The sequence below is a fragment of the Exercitatus varius genome (assembly GCF_029577735.1).
In the GTDB taxonomy this organism is placed as follows: Bacteria; Pseudomonadota; Gammaproteobacteria; order Enterobacterales; family Pasteurellaceae; genus Exercitatus; species Exercitatus varius.
This window is the reverse complement of the sequence record NZ_JARQTO010000001.1, coordinates 1-19,606: the sequence shown is the minus strand read 5'-3', so window position 1 is coordinate 19,606 and position 19,606 is coordinate 1. Positions and strand designations below refer to the sequence as shown.

At 43.8% G+C, this 19,606-nt stretch carries 14 protein-coding genes and 1 pseudogene; 5 read left to right on the top strand and 10 right to left on the bottom strand.

Translation table 11 applies throughout. The annotated features are described in order from the left end of the window. Positions 1-66: 66 nt before the first annotated feature. Positions 67-2,742, top strand: a complete 2,676-nt coding sequence (gene gyrA, locus P7M01_RS00075; RefSeq protein ID WP_317482682.1) for a DNA topoisomerase (ATP-hydrolyzing) subunit A — start codon at positions 67-69, stop codon at positions 2,740-2,742. Between the two features lie 84 nt (positions 2,743-2,826). On the opposite strand, the gene P7M01_RS00070 is transcribed toward gyrA, so the two are convergent. Genes P7M01_RS00070 through P7M01_RS00050 form a run of 5 tightly spaced genes read right to left on the bottom strand, consistent with a single transcriptional unit; the run spans position 2,827 to position 8,251 of the window. Beyond that, positions 2,827-3,639 (bottom strand): peptide ABC transporter ATP-binding protein, encoded by an 813-nt coding sequence (locus tag P7M01_RS00070; RefSeq protein WP_317481768.1) that lies wholly within the window; start codon positions 3,637-3,639, stop codon positions 2,827-2,829. A gap of 2 nt (positions 3,640-3,641) precedes the next feature. Further along, a complete protein-coding gene (locus tag P7M01_RS00065; protein ID WP_202937179.1) occupies positions 3,642-4,694 on the bottom strand; it encodes a peptide ABC transporter ATP-binding protein in 1,053 nt (350 codons plus the stop codon). A 17-nt stretch (positions 4,695-4,711) separates the two neighbouring features. Further along, entirely contained in the window at positions 4,712-5,599 is an 888-nt protein-coding gene (locus P7M01_RS00060; protein WP_202937178.1) for an ABC transporter permease subunit, read from the bottom strand. After that, on the bottom strand, positions 5,589-6,560 hold the full coding sequence (locus P7M01_RS00055) for an ABC transporter permease (RefSeq protein ID WP_202937177.1): 972 nt from the start codon (positions 6,558-6,560) through the stop codon (positions 5,589-5,591). Before P7M01_RS00055 ends, P7M01_RS00060 begins: the two co-directional genes overlap by 11 nt. After that, positions 6,560-8,251, bottom strand: a complete 1,692-nt coding sequence (locus tag P7M01_RS00050; RefSeq protein ID WP_317475530.1) for an ABC transporter substrate-binding protein — start codon at positions 8,249-8,251, stop codon at positions 6,560-6,562. Before P7M01_RS00050 ends, P7M01_RS00055 begins: the two co-directional genes overlap by 1 nt. Before the next feature lie 65 nt (positions 8,252-8,316). On the opposite strand from P7M01_RS00050, the gene P7M01_RS00045 reads away from it, so the two are divergent. Beyond that, positions 8,317-9,723 (top strand): YcjX family GTP-binding protein, encoded by a 1,407-nt coding sequence (locus P7M01_RS00045; protein ID WP_317482681.1) that lies wholly within the window; start codon positions 8,317-8,319, stop codon positions 9,721-9,723. Between the two features lie 61 nt (positions 9,724-9,784). Here the strand turns inward: P7M01_RS00045 and wecA are convergent, their stop codons facing one another. Continuing rightward, a complete protein-coding gene (gene wecA, locus P7M01_RS00040) occupies positions 9,785-10,858 on the bottom strand; it encodes a UDP-N-acetylglucosamine--undecaprenyl-phosphate N-acetylglucosaminephosphotransferase (protein ID WP_394853206.1) in 1,074 nt (357 codons plus the stop codon). A 136-nt stretch (positions 10,859-10,994) separates the two neighbouring features. Between wecA and hemL the strand changes: the two genes are divergently transcribed. Then, entirely contained in the window at positions 10,995-12,278 is a 1,284-nt protein-coding gene (hemL, locus tag P7M01_RS00035) for a glutamate-1-semialdehyde 2,1-aminomutase (protein WP_317482680.1), read from the top strand. 85 nt (positions 12,279-12,363) lie between these two features. On the opposite strand, the gene P7M01_RS00030 is transcribed toward hemL, so the two are convergent. From P7M01_RS00030 to P7M01_RS00015, 4 genes are all read right to left on the bottom strand, one after another. Then, entirely contained in the window at positions 12,364-13,914 is a 1,551-nt protein-coding gene (locus tag P7M01_RS00030) for a phosphoethanolamine transferase (RefSeq protein WP_317475533.1), read from the bottom strand. 59 nt (positions 13,915-13,973) lie between these two features. Next, complete coding sequence (gene ilvN / locus P7M01_RS00025; protein ID WP_202937172.1) at positions 13,974-14,465, bottom strand: acetolactate synthase small subunit; 492 nt, start codon at positions 14,463-14,465, stop codon at positions 13,974-13,976. A gap of 10 nt (positions 14,466-14,475) precedes the next feature. Continuing rightward, positions 14,476-16,194 (bottom strand): acetolactate synthase 3 large subunit, encoded by a 1,719-nt coding sequence (locus P7M01_RS00020; protein WP_317475534.1) that lies wholly within the window; start codon positions 16,192-16,194, stop codon positions 14,476-14,478. Positions 16,195-16,436: 242 nt separating this feature from the next. After that, positions 16,437-17,966, bottom strand: a complete 1,530-nt coding sequence (locus P7M01_RS00015; RefSeq protein ID WP_317482679.1) for a Na+/H+ antiporter NhaC family protein — start codon at positions 17,964-17,966, stop codon at positions 16,437-16,439. Between the two features lie 185 nt (positions 17,967-18,151). On the opposite strand from P7M01_RS00015, the gene P7M01_RS00010 reads away from it, so the two are divergent. Together P7M01_RS00010 and purU are read left to right on the top strand one after the other, a co-directional pair. Next, on the top strand, positions 18,152-18,547 hold the full coding sequence (locus P7M01_RS00010; RefSeq protein ID WP_202937169.1) for an H-NS family histone-like protein: 396 nt from the start codon (positions 18,152-18,154) through the stop codon (positions 18,545-18,547). Between the two features lie 72 nt (positions 18,548-18,619). Beyond that, positions 18,620-19,460: pseudogene (gene purU, locus P7M01_RS00005) on the top strand (formyltetrahydrofolate deformylase). Positions 19,461-19,606: the final 146 nt, after the last annotated feature.

Here is a 19,606-nt window from a genome sequence, read left to right as displayed (position 1 = left end):
AGGCAAAAATGCCCTATTTGTGCTATAATTCGACCAGTTTTTTCATCTCAGAATTAGGAAATTTCAATGTCTGAATTAAGTCAAGATATCACGCCGGTTAGTATCGAAGACGAACTGAAATCGTCATATCTCGATTACGCGATGTCCGTGATTGTCGGGCGTGCGTTGCCTGACGTGCGGGACGGGTTAAAACCGGTTCACCGTCGTGTACTTTTCTCAATGGATCAAAGCGGCAATACGCACAATAAAGCCTATGTAAAATCAGCGCGCGTGGTGGGTGACGTTATCGGTAAGTATCACCCGCACGGCGACAGCGCGGTTTATGACACGATCGTACGTATGGCGCAGCCGTTTTCATTACGTTATATGCTGGTAGACGGTCAGGGTAACTTTGGTTCTATTGACGGTGATGCGCCGGCGGCAATGCGTTATACCGAAGTCCGTATGCAGAAAATCACCCAGGAATTATTGACGGATTTAGACAAAGAAACCGTAGATTTCTCGCCGAACTACGACGGTAAAGAAATGATTCCGGACGTATTGCCGACCAAAATTCCTGCGCTGTTAGTGAACGGTTCCTCGGGTATTGCCGTGGGCATGGCAACCAATATTCCGCCGCATAATTTAGGCGAAGTAATGGACGGCTGTTTGGCGTATATCGACAATGAAGACATCAGCATTGATGAACTCATGCAGTTTATTCCCGGTCCGGATTTCCCGACGGCGGCATTGATCAACGGTCGCCGAGGTATTGAAGAAGCTTACAAAACCGGACGCGGTAAAGTTTACGTTCGCGCGAAAGCGGAAATCGTCACAAACGACAAAGGTCGCGAACAAATTATCGTCACCGAAATTCCTTATCAAGTGAATAAAGCGAAACTGGTCGAAAAAATCGGCGAATTAATTCGTGAGAAAAAAATCGAAGGCATTTCGGGTATTTTAGATTTGTCGAACAAAGAAGGTATCCGCCTTGAAATCGACATTAAACGCGACGCGGTCGGCGAAGTGGTGCTAAATCACCTTTATGCGCTAACCCAAATGCAGGTGACTTTCGGGATCAACATGGTGGCGTTGGATCACGGTCAACCGAAGTTATTCAATTTAAAACAAATTATCGAAGCCTTCGTAAAACACCGTCGTGAAGTGGTAACTCGTCGTACCGTGTACGAATTGCGCAAATCCCGCGAACGCGCGCACATTTTAGAAGGTTTAGCCATTGCGCTGGCGAATATCGATCCCGTTATCGAGTTAATCCGCGCGTCAAAAACCGCGGATGAAGCCCGCGAAGGATTATTAGCGCGCGCCTGGAATTTAGGTAACGTCGCACCAATGTTGGAAGCCGCAGGCGTGGACGTTTCCCGTCCCGATGATTTACCGGCGGAATGCGGTGTGCGTGACGGTCAATATTATCTTTCCGACACACAGGCCCGGGCGATTTTAGAGTTGCGTCTGCACCGCTTAACCGGCTTAGAACACGAAAAAATTGTCAGTGAATACCAAGAAATTCTGGTACAAATCGGTGAATATCTGCATATTTTAACCAGCAGCGAACGTTTACGCGAAGTCATCCGGGAAGAATTGGAATTGGTTAAAAGCAATTTCAATGATGCCCGTCGGACAGAAATTACCGCCGCTTCAGGCGATATTAATATTGAAGATTTAATCGCGCAGGAAGATGTAGTGGTAACCCTTTCACACGAAGGTTATGTGAAATATCAGCCGTTAACCGATTATGAAGCGCAACGCCGGGGCGGTAAAGGCAAATCGGCGACGAAAATGAAAGAAGACGATTTTATCGAGCGCTTATTGGTGGCAAACACGCACGACACTATTCTCTGCTTCTCCAGTCGCGGGCGTTTATATTGGTTAAAAGTGTACCAATTACCGGAAGCCAGCCGCGGTGCGCGCGGGCGTCCGATTGTAAACATCCTTCCGCTGGAAGAAAACGAACGAATTACCGCCATTCTGCCGGTGGCAAGCTATGATGAAGATAAATTCGTCCTGATGGCGACCGCAGGCGGTATTGTGAAGAAAACCGCGTTAACCGAATTCAGCCGTCCGCGTTCAAACGGTATTATCGCCTTGAATTTACGCGATGAAGACGAACTGATCGGCGTGGATATTACCGACGGTTCCAATGAAATCATGTTGTTCTCGTCACAAGGACGCGTGGTGCGTTTCGCCGAATCCGCCGTACGCGCAATGGGCCGCACGGCAACCGGCGTACGCGGTATCAAACTTGCCTTAACCAACGAGTTGTCCGACGATGAAAGTGCGGGAGAAATTGAAGAGATTTCTGACGAAAATTCGGAAGAATGTCTGGATTTAAATATCGATAAAGTCGTTTCCTTAGTGGTGCCGAAAAACGACGGTGAAATTCTCACCGCCACCCAAAACGGTTACGGTAAACGGACAAAACTTGAAGAATATCCGACTAAATCCCGCAATACCAAAGGCGTCATTTCCATTAAAGTAAGCGAACGGAACGGCAAAGTGGTTGCCGCGACACAAGTGGAAGAAGTGGATCAAATCATGCTGATTACCGACGCCGGCACGCTGGTTCGTACGCGCGTCAGCGAAGTGAGTATTATCGGCCGGAACACTCAGGGCGTACGCCTAATTCGCACCGCCGAAGACGAACACGTAGTCAGTCTGGAACGTATCGCCGAACCCGAAGATGACGAATTTGACGGTGAAGAAGCGGAAAATATGGAAAGTGCGGTAGAAAATTCACAAGAATAATTGACCGCACTTCAGATGAAAAAAGCTACCTTTGGGTAGCTTTTTTGTTGTATGAACATTTACTCGGATAGTTTATATTTCAAATTACTCTACCCAATCCACGGGTTGCCACGAGTTTTTATCCAATACGCGCCCGAAAAAACCTTCCACCAGCCGTCTAGTGGTATCGTGTTGCGGTGAACAAAACAGGGCTTGAGTGTTGCCGTACTCTACCATTTGCCCTTCGTCCATAACCAACACTTCATCGGCAATATGCTTAATAATGCCCAAATGTTGGCCGACGTAAATATAGGAAATCCCCCGTTTTTCCTGAATATCCAGCATGAGGTTAACCAACTGGGTTTTTACCGAAGCATCTAAAACGGCTAAGGCATCGTCGGCAATAATCACTTTAGGATTTAAAATCAATGCCTGGGCTAACGCCACGCGCTGTTTCTGGCTGACCGACATAGTATTAATGCCGATATTGGCATGATCGGGATATAATCCCACCAAGCGCAATGTATCAAAAATCCGGCTATTTCGCGCCTGTTCATCCAAATCTGTAGTGAGACGAAGAGGAACATCTAAAATTTGCCCTACATTTAAATGCGGATTAAAACTGAAATTCGGATCCTGAAAAACCATGCGGATATATTTCGCCCGATACTGATAGTCCCCGAAAGTCAACGGTTTTCCGTCAAAAAAAAGCTGTCCGGAAGTAGGTTCGGTAATCCCCACGATCATTTTTGCCAGCGTCGATTTACCCGAACCGTTATTGCCGATTATCGCCAGTGTTTTTTGTTGTTCTAACGTAAAACTGATATCTTTTACCGCATAAAACTCACGTTTTTCAAAAAAAGACGTTCGTTCTTTGAATAATTTGCACAATGCGTTAACTTGTAAAAGTGCTGACATACTTATTCCGCTTTGGCTTCTAAATTTAAGGTTAACGGGCTGCTTACCTGTTCTTTGGCAAGCGATTTCTCCCGTATATTCAATGGGTAATGACAGGAAAATTCATGCTGTTTAACCCGACGGGGAAACGGTTTATTAATGCATTTTTTCTGCGCAAAGGGACAACGCGGGCCTAACCGGCAGCCTACCGGCATATGCTCCAGCAACGGGACCGTGCCGCGTAACGTATTCAGCTTACTTTTCAACGGCAAAGGCAAACTAAAATCCGGAATAGCATGCAATAAGGCCGAAGTATAAGGATGATGCGGGTTTTCCAAAATACTTTCTTTCGGTCCGCTTTCGGCATTCTGTCCGCAATACAGCACAACAAAACTGTCACACCATTCCGTAATGCTGGTAATATCATTACTGGCAAGCAATACTGTCATCCCGTTATTCTGATTCATACCGGAGAGCAACCGGAAAATTTGCAGCTGGGTGGATGATTCCAATGCATTCGTGGCTTCGTCGGCAATCAGCAAACGAGGCTGGTTCGCCACTGCAATCGCAATCATCACTTTTTGCCCTTCCCCTTCAGTAATTTCGTCGGGATAACTGTGCATAATATCTTTGTGATCACGAATTCCGACCCGGTGCAACAACTCAACCGCACGTCGTTTTTTCCAGCCGAACCATTTCCACCAAGGCCCTTTATAAGACCAGTTGGAAAGCGTTTGTATAATCTGTTTACCGATTTTTTTGCTGGGATCCAAATAACTCAACGGATGTTGATATACCATGGAAATATTTTTTCCCACCAGTTTACGCCGTTTATGGGGACTTAATTTCAGTAATTCCACTTCGTCGAAACGGAAACGATCCGCCGAAACAATCCAATTATCCTTAAATGCGTTACAAATCACCTTTGCAATAATACTTTTGCCCGAACCCGATTCTCCGACTAAACCGCAAATTTCGCCTTCGTTAATGGTCAAATTGACGTTATCAACGATGCGAATCAGTCCTTGCGGAGTTTCAACATCAATGCATAGATTACGAATATCCAATAAAGCCATAACGTATTTTCTCCGCGCTATTCGCCGTAGCGCTCAAGGGTTCTGCAGATGCCGTTTCCCATTAAGATAACAATCAACAGAACAAAAATAATGGCAATACCCGGCAAGATTACCGCCCAGGGCGCAATATAAATAAGCTCTAAACTGTCACGAATCATCGCTCCCCATTCCGGAGTCGGACGTTGTGCGCCCAATGAAATAAAGCTTAACGAGCTAATCTCCAGCAATGCAATCACAAACGCTTGTACGATCTCCCGAATGTAGCGCACCATAATATTCGGCAAAATGGTTTCGCGCAGCAATACGCGATTCGGTGCACCGTCCAATCGCATCATCAAAATGTAATCTTTTTTTAATTCCTGTTGAATGGCCTGATAAATCTCATGAATAAAATGCGGCAATAACGCTAAAGAAATTGCCAACATAGCGTTGGATAAACCGGGCTCCATTAATGTGGCAATCACAATCGAAATTAATAAAATCGGCACCGATAAAAAAGTATCCAGAAAATGCCCCAGCACGCGGGATTTAAAACCGTGCGACATCCCGGCCAGAATACCCAGCCCGCCGCCGATTAAAGCCGTAAAAACCACCACGATTAAGGCGGAACCGAAAGTGTAGCTCACGCCATTAATAATTCGGCTGAAAACATCACGACCCAAATCATCCGTACCGAAAAAATACGCCACTTCCCCGCTTGCCACCCAAGACGGCGGGGTTAATTCTTTGCCGATAAATTGCGTATCGCTGGCATAAGGCGCAATAAATGTACTGAAAAGTGCGGTCAAAATTAGCAACAAAAAAAGATAAAAACTGAATAACGCAATACGATCACGACGAAACGCCAGCCAAATCCGTCGTAATGTTTCCGTTTCTCTGAATTCGTAAGGTTCTTTATCTAACACTGCCGGACCATCCTTTTTTATCAAACGGATCTAACAGGAACAGGCACAACCCGGCAATCAGATTAATGGACATAATAAATACGCCGATAACAATCACGCCGACAGAAATGCTGTTGTAGTCTTGCTGAGCCACCGCATCAATTAACCAACGCCCCATGCCCGGCCAACCGAAAGTGCCTTCCACCAGCATACATAACGCCAGAACATAACCGACCAAACGGGAAATCTGAGGAATCAACAACGGCAACATATTACGCAACACATAAACATGCAGAATACGCAACATCGACCAACCGCGCGTAACGGCAAATTTAATATAATTTTGCTTTAACACCCATTCCGTGCGTTGTTTGACAAATTTGGTAATTTCCATTGTAGGCGAAATCATCAGAACAATACTCGGCAACGCCAAATGCTGCAGCACGTTTTGAATCGCTTTCAGCCGATACGGTACATCCATAAACCATACGTCAATAATGGCGAATCCGGTAACCGGCTTAATGGAATACAACAAATTCATTTGTCCCACCGCAGAAATTTCCCAACGATTCACTGCCGCAAAATACAACAAAATCGGAGCAATCCAGAATATCGGCAAGGAAAGTCCGAGAGAGGAAACCGCACTAATCGTTTTACCGATAATATTATTTTGTTGAAAAGCGCCCAGCAATCCTAAAGGAACGCCTACGATCAACGCCAACAAAATCGCCACAAAACAAAGTTCAAGAGTAGCGGGCAATACCGTGAATATCATAGAGGCAATCGAATCACCGCCATTGTAGGTAATACCCAGATCGCCCCGTAACAAACTCCACGTATAGGATTTATAACCTTCATAAACACTGGGTTCCGCATATACCGCATTAGCGGGATCCCGCATAAAAATGGCGTAACTGATAAGGCTTAACAAAAATAAATTAATCAATATCAGTAAGAGACGACGAAACAAGGAAAAAAACATTATTTTCTCTCCTTTTTCAAGGATAATTTTTCGAAATGGATATTCCCGAACGGTGTCACTTCTATGCCATTCACCCGAGTATTCGAAATCAAAATACGTTTAACATTCGCCAGCGGCAAAATCGGTAATTCGGAAAAAACCTGTCGCTGGGCAATTGCATAATCCGCCGCGCGCGCATGAGGATCCGAATGAGTTAACGCCGAATCCAGCAGTTGATCAAAACTTTCCGAACACCAGTTCGATACATTAGATATTTCATTGGTGGTGCCGCAGCTTAAAATCGGACGCAAAAAACTGTCCGGATCCAAACTCCCCGCCAGCCAGCCCGCTAAAATCAAATCATAATCTTCCGTTTTATTGTGCAGATTTTCCGTCAAAAAGTTGCGTGAAATTAACCGCACTTTTACGTCCAACCCAACCGCTTTCAAATCCGCCCGAATCATTTCCGCCATCTTTATCGGCGCCGGATTGAACAGTTGCTCTTCCTGGACCGACCACATTTCCAACGGCGGAACCTGCATATTAGCTAATATTTCCCGCGCTTTTTTCGGATCATAATTATAATCGAAATGCGAGGCGTCATTACCCGCCGCCCAAGATATCGCCGGAATAATATTATTCGCCACCACCGCAGTATCATAATAAATATGCTTAATCAGACGTTCACGATTAATCGCCAATGCAATGGCGCGACGAAGATCCGCATTTTGCATGGCCGGACGCAAAAAATTAAATGCCAAAAAGGAAAGATTCATCCCCTCGGTAATTGTCGTTTTGAATTGCGCGCCGCTTTGTTGCAGCAGCCCCAACTGACTCACCTCCGGAAAAGCGGCAATATGACATTCATTATTAAAAAATTTTGCCATCCGACCGGTTTTATCTGTGGACAAATCAATGATGATATTGGAAATCTTCGCCGGCTTCTGCCAATAATATGGGTTCGGCATCAAACGGACATACTGCCCGCGCAAATATTCCTGAAGCTGGTAAGCGCCCGTACCGACCGGTAACGTGTCCAACTGCTCCAAATTATCGTCCGCATTCAGCTGCAGTGCGTATTCATGGGAAAAAATCACCGCATACTGACTTGCCAGATGAGACAAAATTGACGCATCCGGTTCAAATAAATGAATTTGCACCGTATAAGGATCAACATTCTCCACATAATTGATTTTCTGATTTAATTTAATACTTTCGAAATAAGGAAAACGCGTCTTTTTCGCCAAATCGTGGAAAATGCTGTATTGACGATTAGCGATATTTTGTTCTTTTTCCAACTCAAATTCCGGCAAAGACGTATTATGCCCCAATACGCGATTAAGCGAAAAAACCACATCGTCGGCATTAAAATCACGGCTAGGCGTAAACCATGGCGTATGATGAAATTTCACGCCCCGACGCAAATATAGGGTAATCGTTTTTCCGTCGGGCGAAATTTTATACGACTGCGCCAGAGACGGCACCACTTGCGAACTGTTTGCCTTAATCTCGAATAATTTATTATAAATCTGTTCCGTGACCACATTCATGCTGGTTCCCGCATCGGCGGTTTGCGGATTAAAGGAAAATCCCGTCGCATGAGTGCAATAAATCAACCCGTTATCGGTTAACTCGGCGGGCACCCGCGGCGCAGACAAAACAGGCAAACTTGTTATTAAAAAAAACAACAAAGTTATTGAAATCTTAAGCATAACACTGACTATTCGTGATAAATTATGTAAAGTTTAAAGGATTTGGCTCTGTTTGAAAAATAAAAATGTTTAATACTATTCAAAAAGAAATTCATCAAATTTTTGACCGCACTTTTGATCGCAGCCTAAGACTGGCTGTGACAGGGTTAAGCCGGAGCGGAAAAACGGCGTTTATTACCAGTCTGATTAATCAGTTGTTACATATTAATCAGGCGGATAACAGCCATCTGCCGCTGTTTGAAAGTGCGCGTAACGGAACTATTTTAGGAGTGAAACGCATTCCTCAATTAGAGCTCAGCGTGCCCCGCTTTGATTATGAACGCAATCTGGCGGAACTCGAGCAAAATCCGCCGCACTTTCCGCAATCCACCCGCGGCGTCAGTGAAACCCGGCTGGCAATTCGTTATCACCGCCGACAGGGAATTTTCAGCTATCTCAAAGAAAAAGGTACGCTTTATCTGGATATCTTCGATTATCCCGGCGAATGGCTGTTGGATCTTCCGCTGTTGGATTTGGACTATCGCCAATGGTCGCAATTTCTGCAACAGTTTACCACGCCCACCCGTCAGCAATTAAATCAGGCATGGCAGACAAAGGCGAGAAAACTGAATCTTTCGGCTCCCGCCAATGAGGAAACGTTAGCCGCTATCGCCGAAAGTTATACGGATTACCTGCTCGCCTGCAAACAACAAGGATTACATTTCATTCAACCCGGACGTTTTGTTTTGCCCGGCGAGTTAGAAGGCGCACCGGCTTTACAATTTTTTCCGCTTGATTATTTAACGGCGTCCGAATGGGAAAGTCTGGAGAAAAATGCCGGTTCCGCCAGTTATTTCGGGGTTTTAAAAAAACGTTACGATTATTACCGTAAGCATGTGGTGAAACGGTTTTATGAAGATTATTTCGCGCATTTCGATCGTCAGGTCATTCTTGCGGATTGCCTGACGCCGCTTAATCACAGCCACGCCGCCTTTGAAGATATGCAATTGGCGTTACACCAATTATTTAAGAATTTTCATTACGGCAAACGCAACCTGCTTTCCCGTTTATTTGCGCCGCGTATTGACAAATTAATGTTCATTGCTACCAAGGCGGATCATATCACCAGCGATCAAGTTCCTAATTTAATCAGCTTAATGCGGCAATTAGTGCAGGAAGGCGGGCGCCATGCGGAATTCGAAGGCGTTGATATCGCCTATTCCGCCATTTCGGCTATTCGCGCCACCACTCAGGTGAATGTGATTGAGAACGGTAAAACGTTCAAGGCGTTACAAGGCGTTCGCAGCCAGGATTTACAGACGGTCACGCTTTATCCCGGCAGCGTACCGAGTAAATTGCCGAAAGCGGATTTCTGGCGAAACCGACGCTTTGAATTTGATGCTTTCGAACCTCGACAATTGGAAAAAGGAGAATCCATTCCGCATTTAAGAATGGACAGCGTATTACAGTTTTTATTGCACGACAAACTGTAACTTTTGTTCTCAATGAAAAAACGAGAATTCGGCGCTGAATTCTCGTTTTTATTTGAATTTTTTAACGACCGACGCGTCGTGAAGCCCGGCGTTTCATGCGACGGATAAAACGTGTCACGCGCCACGCCCGGGTAATCGAATAAAGATACAGGAAAAACAGTACAATAAACGCACCGAACATAAACCATTCGTTCAAATAATATACTTCGCCAAGGATCCCGAAACCTGCGCATAATGCGGCAAAAAGCGTGATCACCAAAAATGCCTGGCGTGACGTCAACCCCGCACGAACCATTAAATGATGTACGTGCAAACGATCCGGCTTAAATGGGCTTTTTCCTTTTCTTACCCGACGATAAATCACCGCAATCATATCGATTAACGGAATCGCAATAATCCACAATGCCGTCACCGGGTTCATCGGATGCCCTTTGCCTTGCGTGCTCAGCAATAGAATCCAAATCATGGTAAACCCGATTAACGTACTGCCGCTGTCTCCCATGAAAATTTTATATTTTTTACCGAACGGAATACAAAGGTTAAACATGGAATACGGAATTAACGCCACAATTAAGGCAAAACACCAAATCGCCAAATCCCATTGATTATCGAGAATCAACAAAATGCCCATGGCGGCAAAACCGACACCGGATAAGCCGCCCAGCAAACCGTCAATCCCGTCAATCATATTAAACGCATTTATCACGGCGATAGTCGCCAACACGGTAATCACAAAACCGACGCCGCCTAAAGTTACCTGAAACGGTCCGATAATCTGCCCCAAATTATTCAGTGACAAATGCCCGAAATAAATCATCGACACCGACAACGCCGCCTGCACGCAGGCGCGTAACGCAGCGCTTAAATCAAAGCGGTCGTCCAGCAAACCGATAATCAGCAAAACGGTGACGGAAAACAGATAAAGATAAGGCAATCGGGTTTGATCCCATTGCATTAAATAAAAACATAAATTCCCCATAAACAGGGAAATGCCGCCTAACAGCGGAATAGCACCCTGATGGCGTTTACGATAATTAGGTTTATCCACCAGGCCGATTTTTTCAGCCACCGGACGCCCCGCAACAATGGTCGCAAACGACACAACAAAGGTTAAAATAAAACTAAACCACAACATTTTTATGCCTTATTTTCTTATTCGAAAAACGTTCAAAGCATATCATAAACCCTTATTTTACGATAACATTTTTTATCATTTTCAAGTACAATATGCGCCGTTTACTTCATTTACTTTTCAGATTATAGGAAAAATTATGTCAAATTCGACCGCACTTTTTCAACGCGCCCAACAAGTGATTCCGGGCGGGGTAAACTCGCCGGTTCGCGCATTTAAAGGCGTCGGCGGAACGCCGGTTTTTATTCAAAAAGCCGCGGGCGCCTATATTACGGATACGGACGGAAAACAATACATCGATTACGTCGGTTCATGGGGACCGATGGTGTTGGGCCACAATCATCCCGCAATTATTGACGCCGTATTGAAAGCGGTGCCGAACGGACTGAGTTTCGGGGCACCGACGGAAAGCGAAATCACCTTGGCGGAATTCGTCTGCAAGCTTATTCCTTCCATCGAATTAGTGCGCATGGTCAGCTCCGGCACGGAAGCCACCATGTCGGCAATTCGCCTGGCCCGCGGGTACACCGGACGCGATAAAATCATTAAATTTGAAGGCTGTTACCACGGTCATTCAGATTCCTTACTGGTAAAAGCCGGTTCCGGCGCCTTAACCCTCGGACAACCAAGTTCGCCCGGCGTACCGGAAGATTTCGCCAAACATACGCTGACTTGTACCTATAACGATCTGGATTCCGTCAAACAAGCTTTCGAACAATATCCGCAGGACATCGCCTGTTTAATTATCGAACCGGTAGCCGGCAATATGAACTGCATTCCGCCCAAACCGGGCTTCCTGCAAGGCGTTCGCGAACTTTGCGACCAATACGGCGCCTTGCTTATCATTGATGAAGTGATGACCGGTTTCCGTGTAGCATTAGGCGGTGCGCAAGCTTATTACGGCGTGACGCCGGATTTGACCACTCTCGGCAAAATTATCGGCGGCGGCATGCCGGTCGGCGCGTTCGGCGGTAAACGGGAAATTATGGAATTCATCGCGCCGACCGGCCCGGTTTACCAGGCGGGCACTTTATCGGGCAATCCGATTGCCATGGCGGCGGGATTGGCCTGTCTCACCGAATTATCCAAACCGGGCAACGAACAAAAATTAACGGAAAAAACCCAAAAACTGGCGGAAGGTTTAAAAACCTTGGCGAAAAAACACCATGTGCCTTTCATCGCGCAATATGTCGGCGGCATGTTCGGCTTATTCTTTACCGATGCGCCGGAAGTCACGAATTTCCAGGAGGTCATGAAATGTGACGCCGCAAAATTCAACCGTTTCTTCCATTTGATGCTGGAACAAGGCGTGTATCTTGCGCCTTCCGCCTTTGAAGCCGGCTTTATGTCTCTTGCGCATTCCGATGCGGATATTGAGCAAACGCTGAAAGCGGCGAATAAGGCTTTTGCGACATTAGCCTGATTTTCCGACAAAAGTGCGGTCAAAAAACGTTTAATTTTTTGACCGCACTTTTTCATTTGACCGGCATTCTATTCGTCTGCCGGCGCTATTGCATAATAGCCGGATCCGAAGGCAGCTGATTAAAATCGATATTTTGATGCCAATTAAAAACCTTCACGTCATCGGGTTTTTCAGAAAAAAACTGATAACCGTTGCTGAGCGTTTTTTCCTGAATTCCCAGCCACTGAGCAAAACCGTAAATAAAGTTAAACGCCGAGCGTTGCGTTTTTAAGATTTTACGTTCCGAATCGTCACTGGAAATACGAATAAAAGGCACCTGATAATTTTCTTTATGCTCATTGCCTACCTGCAATGTTCCTTGTTCGCTTTCTTTTTCCCGATGAGATAAGCCGTGATCGGAAAAATAAATCAGGCTGTAATTGTTATTACTTTCCGTTTTAACTAAATCCACCACATTTCTAATCAACGCGTCCGTTTGTCGCAAACTTTCCAAATAACAAGACATTTCATCATTTTTAAATCGTATTGAAGGCGCAATATCGATTCGACGGCAAAACAGAGGATGAGATCCCATTAAATGAAGTACAAATAGTTTTGGCGTATCATCGCTTTCCTGCAATTCCGTTCTAAAAATTTGAAGTAGGGTTTTATCGTTGATATTAATTGAATCCGACGATAATTGGGTAAAATGCGGTTTATCACTTCCCGCGCCGACTCTTGCCGCAACCGAATCAAACTCACCTGAAAATCCTTGATTGGACAACCAATAAGTTTTAAAACCGGCCTGTTTGGCTAACGTAATAATATTATTCTGGAATTGCGTGTCATTTTCTTTGTAAAGATATAAGGTTCTCGCCAATGAAGGTTGCGTATTCGGCGCCGCGGAAATATAGCCGTCGATAATTAATCCTGTTGTTTTGGCTAAAAACGGTGTAGTTTCTATCGGGTAACCGTACATAGACAAATAATCCGCGCGCATACTTTCCCCGATAATCACCACATAATTTTTATATTTAGGATTCACCGCAGAAATTTCCCAGGTTGATTGCTGATTTTTTACTGCGGACATTTCGGCTTTTTGCCGCTGATATTCTTTGATTAATTGATAATTCACCCAATAAAAACCTATCAATGAGACACGAGTATCACTTAATTGAAATCCTTTGCCTTTATGATAATTACTCCAGGGCTTATAAAGAACGGCGACAGTTATTAAACAAATCAATGTTATCACTGTGGTTTTCTTCATTGGTGAAGGTTTCACTTTCAAGGCAAATACGGCGAAACCGATGGCAAACAATAGAAATAACAGTGAAATCACATAACTGTAAATCGGCAGTGATTGCAAATATTCCCAGCTTTCCTGCGCATTGGTTTCGAATAATGACGCAATAATTCCGACGGATGGCGAACCGTAAAAAATCGCTTCAGGGATATAAACTGAACAAATCAGACTGTGAAATAATAAAACCGTAAGAAATAGGTATTTAGACAGGTTAAAGGCTAAAAGTAATAATAAAAAATTACCGACAACCGCATAAATATTAGGCGGATAACCCAGAGAATAATTAGAAAGCAAAGCATAAAGAAGTAATAAAAAATAGAATATTACTGCTTGTTTATTTATTTGTTCCATAGGATAACTCAAATAAAAAAGAAAGGGGAAATAGTTTCCCCTAAATTAATGGTGCAAAATTATAGCATGTTTTTTTCGCCGCGAGAAAGGCTGATCAGTCCCGAACGGACGATTTCCAAAATGCCGGTTTCTTCTTTCACCGCGCTGACAAAAGCGTCCAGTTTGTCTTTTGTTCCGGCTAATTGAATGGTGTACGATTTGGTGGTGACATCCACGATTTGTCCGCGGAAAATATCGGTCAAACGCTTAATTTCATCACGCGTTGCTCCCGTTGCGCGTAGCTTCAGCAACATAACTTCACGTTCCACATGATCGCAATCGCTTAAACTGATCACTTTAAACACATCAACCAGTTTATGTAATTGCTTTTCGATCTGCTCCAGCACCCGTTCGTCGCCGGAAGCTTCAATCGTCATGCGGGAAAGCGTCGGATCGTCCGTCGGCGCAACCGTTAAGCTTTCGATATTAAACGCACGTTGTGAGAATAAGGCGACAACACGAGATAATGCACCTGTTTCGTTCTCCAGTAATACAGATAAAATTCTACGCATTTTGTACTCCTTATTTTACTTCCGGTTTGCCCAATAACATTTCATCCATGGCACCGCCACGAATTTGCATCGGATATACGTTTTCCGTTGCGTCGACGCGGACATCCACAAAAACCAGACGATCTTTAATCGAGAATGCCTGAGTGAGCTTTTCTTCCAATTCATCGGCCGTATCAATTTGAATTCCGACATGGCCGTAAGCCTCCGCTAATTTTGCGAAATCCGGCAAGGAATTCATATAAACCTGCGAGTGACGGCCGGCATAAATCAGATCCTGCCACTGTTTTACCATTCCGAGGAAACGGTTATTCAGGCTGACGATAATAATCGGAATGTTGTATTGCATTGCCGTTGAGAGTTCCTGAATATTCATCTGAATGGAACCGTCGCCGGTGACGCAAACCACCGTGCTTTCCGGATGAGCGAATTTCACCCCGATAGCCGCCGGTAAACCGAAGCCCATGGTGCCGGCGCCGCCCGAATTAATCCAGTGACGCGGTTTGTCAAACGGATAATGCAACGCCGTGAACATTTGGTGTTGCCCCACGTCGGACGCTACGTAAGCATCACCGTTAGTCAAACGGTAAATCATTTCAACGACGGCTTGCGGCTTAATTTCCGTTGAAGTGCGGTCAAATTCCAGACACTTTTTCGCTTTCCATTCGTCAATCTGCTTCCACCAATCGGTTAAATCGGATTGTGATTTCGCTAGATTTTCATCCTGTAACAGAGACAAAAATTCGGTGAACACGTTATCTACGCTGCCGACGATGGGAATCGAAGCGGGAACGTTTTTCGAAATGGAAGTCGGATCAATGTCAATATGGATCACTTTGGCATGCGGACAATATTTATCCAGATTATTGGTGGTTCTGTCATCAAAACGAACGCCCACGCCTAAAATCAAATCCGCATTATGCATGGCGGTGTTCGCTTCAAAGGTACCGTGCATGCCCAGCATACCCAGCCATTGTTTATCCGTACCCGGAAAACCGCCTAACCCCATTAAAGAAGAGGTTACCGGTAAATTCAACTGTTTGGCGAATTGCGTGACTTTTTCGCTGCTGTTATCAATAATCACGCCGCCGCCAATAAATAACACCGGTTTTTTTGCCACCAGTAAGGCTTTTAACGCTTTTTTGATTTGGCCTTTGTGACCATGAACGTTCGGATTGTAAGAACGCATGGAAATTTCGCTCGGATATTCATAAGTAAACTTATTCGCCGGGTTCACCATATCTTTCGGAATATCAATCACCACCGGCCCCGGACGTCCGGTTGAAGCGATGTAGAACGCTTTTTTGATGGTTGCCGGAATTTCCGCCGGATCACGAATGATAAAACTATGTTTGACGACCGGACGGGTAATGCCGATGGTATCGCACTCCTGGAATGCATCGGTTCCGATTAAATGAGAATGAACCTGACCGGTAATAATCACTAACGGAACAGAATCCGCATAAGCGGTGGCAATTCCCGTTACAGCGTTGGTTGAACCCGGCCCGGATGTTACCAGGACGCATCCGACTTCTCCGGTTGAACGGGCATAACCGTCGGCCATATGAACCGCCGCCTGTTCGTGACGTACAAGCACATGTTCAATGCCGCCAAGGGTATGAATTGCATCGTAGATGTCTAAAACCGCGCCACCCGGATAGCCAAATAAATATTTAACCCCTTGATCGCGCAATGACTGTACAACCATTTCTGCGCCTGATAGTTTTTTCATCGTATTCTCCATTCTACTTTCGGTTATTAATGGCCTCAGTTTACTGATTCTAGGCGCTTTGTCTAATGATTTTTAAAATAAAAACTTCAATTTTTAAGTATAAAAATCTAAATCAAACAAAACATTCAGAATTAAATAAAAAAATAATTCATTTAAAATAAAAAAATGCGACTTTATGCCGCATTTTATAAAATAAATGAAATAAAATTTTTTATTCAAAAATGTGATTTAGATCACATTTGCTACCGCTTTTTAGTCAGCAAAATCAAAATGAACAAGATCACACCGGTTGTTGCAAACCCTAAAACGCCCGATTGAGTAAAGCCCACCATCAAATAACCTAAGGTGGTTGCCAATGCGATAATTAATGCATAAGGCAACTGTGTGGTAACGTGATCCATGTGATTACACTTCGCACCGGTTGAAGAAAGAATAGTGGTATCGGAAACCGGAGAACAGTGATCGCCGCAGACGGCGCCGGCCATCACGGCAGACAAGCAAGGCAAAAACAGTTCAGGCGCGGCATTTACCGTAATCGCCGCAGCAATAGGCAACATAATACCGAAAGTTCCCCAACTTGTTCCTGTCGAAAACGCCATTAACGCACCAAGAATAAATAATAATGGCGGCAAAAATGCGGGATTGAGATTACCTGAAATCAAGCTTGAAAGATATTTACCGGTCTGCATGTCACCCACAACTTTATTGATTGTCCAGGCAAAAAATAAAATTGCAATGGCTCCCGACATTGATTTCATCCCCGCTAACCAGGACTTAGCGTATTCGGACGGCGTGACGAGGCGATCAAGCATAATTAAAACTGTTGAAATAATGACCGCACTTACACCGCCGACCACAAGGGAAATGCCTACGGAAGTATTTTCAAACGCGCCTAACACGCTAAAAGCTTTACCGTTTTCACTCAGCGCTTGGTTACCCGTGTACATCATCATAGAAACCGTGCCGATAATCAGCACCAGAATCGGCAAAATTAAATTACGCACATGCCCTTTCGTTTCGGCCGCCGTATTTTGTTCATGATTCATTTGTTCCAGCGCCAATTTCTCATGACGCGCCATCGGACCGATATCAAATGAAAAATAGGCCACAACAAATACCATAACCATAGAGAAAATCGCATAGAAATTCATGGCGCTCATGGCCATAAACGCACTGAACGGCGTGTAACCGCTGATTGCATGTTCCGCCAGTAAACCGGCAATCAGGGTCATAATGTAAGCGCCCCAACTGGAAATCGGCATCATCACGCACATCGGCGCAGCCGTCGAGTCTAAAATATAAGCAAGCTTAGGACGGGAAACCCGGAACTTATCCGTTACCGGACGGGCAATCGCCCCTACCGCCAGACTGTGAAAATAGTCATCGATAAAAGTCACAAAAACCAAACAAGCCGCCATGATTTTGGCACCGCGACGATCTTTTATATGCTTTTGCGCCCACTCGGCAAAAGCCTGATTACTGCCGGATACGCTTAAAAGTGCGGTCAAAATTCCGAGCAATAATAAGAATAAAATAATATTAAGATTGCCGTCGTTTAATGCATGATCTTCCACACTGTAAACCAACGCTAAAATCCGATCCGCCAAATAACTTATTGCCATACCTATATTACCGTTAGCCAACATCAAAGCCCCCACAGCAATACCGATGCTAAGCGATAGTAATACTTTACGTGTCAAAATGGCTAAACTCAATGCGAGAATCGGTGGCAAAATTGACCAGATTGACGTAGAAAAATCAGCGATTTCCATATAATTCCCTAGTGCGATTTTAAACAAAAGACAAAGCAAGAAGATTACAACAAGATCACAAAAAAACCAACCGAAAAAATCTTAATTTCTTATATAAGGGAAAAAATAATTTACTTTAAATAATATTCTTATTATTATTCTAAATTGCAACGACACATTCATATCAATTTATTCTGGAGAATACTATGTCTTTTAGCAAAGGTTTAAATAATATCCGTACACTGCGCGCCGCCGTAAATGAGTTAGGTTTAGAAAAATCGGAAGAAGCATTAAAAAAACTGACACAGGTTATTACCGAAAAACGTGAAGAAGATGCGGCATTAATTGCAGAACAAAAAGCCCGTCAGGCATTAATTGAAAAATATAAAGAAGAACTTAAAGAAAACGGAATAAGTTTAGCCGAATTAGGATTAACTTCAACGGAAGTAAAAAACCGTAAAGTTCGTCAACCTATGCCGGCTAAATATAAATATATTGATGAACAAGGTAAAACTAAAACCTGGACCGGTCAAGGTCGTAAACCTAAAGCCATTCAGGATGCATTAAATGCGGGAAAATCACTCGATTCATTTGCTATTTAATTAAATTTAAAAACCCATATATTCGATATATGGGTTTTCCTTTACCTAAAAAGAATTAAAACAAATAAAACAATGATTGAAAATAAAATTTTACTTACAGACTGCCCTGATGATAAAGGCTTAATCGCCAAAATCACAAATATTTGTTATAAGCATCAATTAAATATTTTACACAATAACGAATTTGTAGATTTTGAAACAAAACATTTCTTTATGCGTACCGAATTACAAGGTATTTTTAATGAAGAAGTATTGCTTGAAGATTTAAATTTTAGTTTGCCTAAAGGAACAAATTGCCGTTTGATTAATGCGGATCGCCGCAAACGTATCGTTATTTTAGTTACCAAAGAAGCTCATTGCCTTGGTGATATTTTAATGAAAACCTACTACGGCGGATTAAACGTAGAAATCGCTGCCGTTATAGGTAATCACGATAATTTACGCACACTTGTCGAACGTTTTGATATTCCGTTTCATTGCATAAGTCATGAAGGCTTGACGCGTATTGAGCACGATAAAAAACTGGCGGAAACCATCGATCAATATAATCCCGATATTATCGTATTAGCTAAATATATGCGCGTACTCAATCCTGAATTTGTCGCACGCTACCCCGACCGAGTAATTAATATTCATCATTCGTTCTTGCCGGCCTTTATCGGTGCCAATCCATATAAACGCGCCTACGACAGAGGAGTGAAAATTATTGGTGCCACCGCACATTTTATCAATAATGAATTAGATGAAGGCCCGATTATTATGCAATAACGTTATCAATGTAGATCATACTTACTCAGCCGAAGCAATGATGAAAGCAGGCCGTGACGTAGAGAAAACCGTACTCAGTCGAGCATTGGATTTAGTATTACATGACCGTTTATTTGTCTATCAAAACAAAACGATTATTCTTTAAATAAAAAGACATAACAAAGCTCGAAACATCACAATCACCGATAGAACTTAGCATTCAAATTATTTTTAGATTAACAATTATTATTCAATGTAATTTTCTGTTTTTCTTAAAATTCCTTTATTAAAACACAAAAACCCCGGCTCATT